This is a genomic window from Hydrogenophaga sp. (genome assembly GCF_019635465.1).
Taxonomy (GTDB): domain Bacteria; phylum Pseudomonadota; class Gammaproteobacteria; order Burkholderiales; family Burkholderiaceae_C; genus Hydrogenophaga.
In genome coordinates, this window is sequence record NZ_JAHBZK010000029.1 from 1 (window position 1) to 3009 (window position 3009).

At 70.1% G+C, this 3009-nt stretch carries 3 protein-coding genes and 1 pseudogene; all 4 read left to right on the top strand.

All coding sequences use genetic code 11. The features are described 5' to 3' along the window. Positions 1–189: pseudogene (locus tag KF871_RS18705) on the top strand (carbon monoxide dehydrogenase); the annotation flags it as partial. Positions 190–208: 19 nt separating this feature from the next. Then, a complete protein-coding gene (locus KF871_RS18710) occupies positions 209–1102 on the top strand; it encodes a MoxR family ATPase (protein ID WP_291146143.1) in 894 nt (297 codons plus the stop codon). Further along, the gene (locus tag KF871_RS18715; protein ID WP_291146146.1) at positions 1099–2274 is read left to right on the top strand and encodes a VWA domain-containing protein; all 1176 of its coding nucleotides are present in this window, start codon (positions 1099–1101) and stop codon (positions 2272–2274) included. Before KF871_RS18710 ends, KF871_RS18715 begins: the two co-directional genes overlap by 4 nt. 51 nt (positions 2275–2325) lie before the next feature. Then, a complete protein-coding gene (locus KF871_RS18720; protein ID WP_291146149.1) occupies positions 2326–2913 on the top strand; it encodes a CoxG family protein in 588 nt (195 codons plus the stop codon). Positions 2914–3009 lie beyond the last annotated feature (96 nt).

The window sequence follows — 3009 nt, forward strand, 5'->3', positions numbered from 1 at the left end:
GCGGGCAACGGCGTGTTCCGCCACGCTGGGCTTGAGGCGGCGCTGACCAAGAGCTTCACGCCCGATGCGGTGCAAGGCGTGGCCGTCGATGCCGGCACGCTCAACAGCGACCTGCACGCCAGCGCCGAGTACCGCGCACAGCTCATCCGCGTGCAAACGCAACGCGCCGTGGCCGCGGCCAACGGCTGACGCACCGGAGCCCGACGCCTTGTCGACCGAACCGCGCGACATTGACGCCTTGCTGGCCGCGTTGCGGGACGTGGGCTACCACGCCCCGCGCGCGCTGGCCACTGCCGTGTTCCTGGCCATGCGGCTGCAGCGCCCGCTGTTGCTCGAAGGCGAACCCGGCGTGGGCAAGACCGAGCTGGCCAAGGCCTTGTCGCGCGTGCTGCAACGCCCGCTGCTGCGTCTGCAGTGTTACGACGGCATGGAGCAGCGCGAGGCGCTGTACGAGTGGAACCACACCGCGCAGTTGCTGCACATGCGCGCAGCGCAGAACACGGCTACGCCCGAGCAGATCGAGCGCGAGGTCTACCAGGAGCGCTACCTGATCCGCCGCCCGCTGCTGCAGGCGCTGCAGACGCCGCCCCCCGGCGCGCTGCTGCTGATCGACGAGGTGGACCGGGCCGACGAACCCTTCGAGGCCTTCCTGCTCGAGTACCTGGGCGAATACCAGGTGAGCATCCCCGAGCTCGGCACCATCACCGCCATGGCGGCTCCGCTGACCATCCTGACCAGCAACCGCACGCGCGACCTCAACGACGCGGTCAAGCGCCGGTGCCTGTACCAATGGCTTGACCACCCCGAGCGCGAGCGCGAACTCGCCATCGTGCGTGGCCAGGTGCCCCAGGCCAGTGCGGCCCTCACCGAGCAGATCGCCCGCTTCGTCGAGCGCCTGCGCGCGCAGCCCTATGCCAACGCCTTCCAGCGCGCCCCGGGCATTGCCGAAAGCGTGGAATGGGCCAAGGCCCTGGTGGCGCTGGACACGCTCACGCTCGACCCCGAAGTGATCCAGGACACCGCGGGCATCCTGTTCAAGCAGCGCGAAGACGTGGCCGCGCTGGTGCCCATGATCGAGCAGCTTCTGGAACCCGAGTTGTGAAGCTCGGCGACGCCCGCACCGGCAAGTTCCCGGACCAGATCGCCGCGTTCGGGCGCGCCCTGCGCCGCGCCGGCGTGCCGGTGGACAGCGCGCGTATCGGCAGTGCCATTCAGGCCACGCAGCTGGTGGGCGTCGAACGCCGCGACGACCTGCACGCCGCGCTCGGTGCGGTGCTGGTCAGCCGGCCGCAGGACATCGAAGTGTTCGACGAGCTCTTCGCCGCCTTCTTTCGCAACCCCGAACTGGAGAAGCAACTGCTGTCGCAGATGCTGCCCAAGGCGCCCAGCGCCAAGCCGCCCACGCGCAAGGCGCGCTCGCAGGAAGCGCTGAGCGTGGCCGGCGCGTTGGCACAGCAACGCAAGCCGGGCGAGACCGAACTGCGCCTGGACGCGGCCATGACGGCCAGCGACCTGCAGCGCCTGCGCCATGCCGACTTCGCCGGCCTGTCGGCCAGCGAGTTCCGCCTGGTCGAACAACTGGCGCGCGACATCCCGCTGCCCCTGCCCGAGGTGCCCGGCCGACGCGAGCGCTTCGGTGGCCGGGGCCACCGCATCCACTGGGGCCGCGCGCTGCAGCAGGCGCGCCGCCACGACGGCGAGCTGCTGATGCTGCCGCTGCGCCAGCGCCGCCCGCAGACCCTGCCCTTGCTGATCCTGGTCGACGTCTCGGGCTCCATGGAGCGATATGCGCGGCTGCTGCTGGCGTTTCTGCACCAGGCCACGCGCGGCGCGCCCCGCGCAGCGTTCGCCTTCGGCACCCGCCTGAGCGACCTGCGCAGCGCCTGGCGCCAGAGCGACGCCGACGCCATGCTCATGCTGTGCAACCAGGCCATCGCCGACTTCGCTGGTGGTACCCGGCTGGGCGACTCGCTGACGCAGTTGCGGCACGACCACGCTCGCTGCCTGGTGGGCCGACGCACCGTGGTGCTGCTCATCACCGACGGCCTGGACACCGGCGAGCCCGAGGTACTCGACGCCGAACTGCAATGGCTGCGCCGGCACAGCCGCCGCGTGTTGTGGCTCAACCCGCTGCTGCGCTTCGACGGCTACGAACCCCTGGCGCGCGGCGCCAGCGTGCTGCACCGCCACGCGCACGGCATGCTCGCCGTGCACAACCTCGAACGCCTGGAACAGCTGGCGCACGCCCTGTCGGCCGTGCTCACACAACGCTGAAACACGCCCAACGCAACTCGCTCAACGCCCAACGCACAACGCACAACCACCATGGACATGCAAGGCAGCCGCCCTCTCCCCGTCACCCGGCAACAGGCCTGGGACGCCCTCAACGACCCCGCCGTGCTCAAGGCCTGCGTGCCCGGCTGCGACAAGTTCGAGCCCCTGGGTGACGACGCCTATGCCGTGGGCGCGGGCATCCGCATCGGGCCGGTGTCGGCGAAATTCACCGGCAAGGTGCAGCTCAGCGACATCGTCCCGCCCGAGCGCTACAAGCTCGGCTTCGAGGCCCAGGGCGGCGTGGCCGGCTTCGGCAAGGGCGAGTCCGCCGTCAGCCTGACGCCCACCGGCAGCACCTGCGAGCTGAGCTACACCGTCAAGTCCACCGTGGGGGGCAAAATCGCCCAGCTGGGCCAACGCCTTATTGACGGTGCGGCCAAATCCATGGCCGACGACTTCTTCAAGCGGTTCGAGGAAGAATTGCTGCGTCGCCACCCGGAGGCGGCGGCCACCGCGGCGGCGGCCGCGCCCGCTCCGGTGCCCAGCGGGCCCTGGCCGGTCTGGGTCTGGGCCAGCATCGCTTTTCTGATCACATTCGCCCTCGGCGTGATCATCTTCTTCAGCGCCGCCTGGGGATGACGACCAGGGCCTGTTCACACTATTTTTCCAAGATGCGTTGCGGATCAAAAAGGCCATGCGCAAGGCGCGAAACGCAGACGGGCCGGTGGCCCGTCG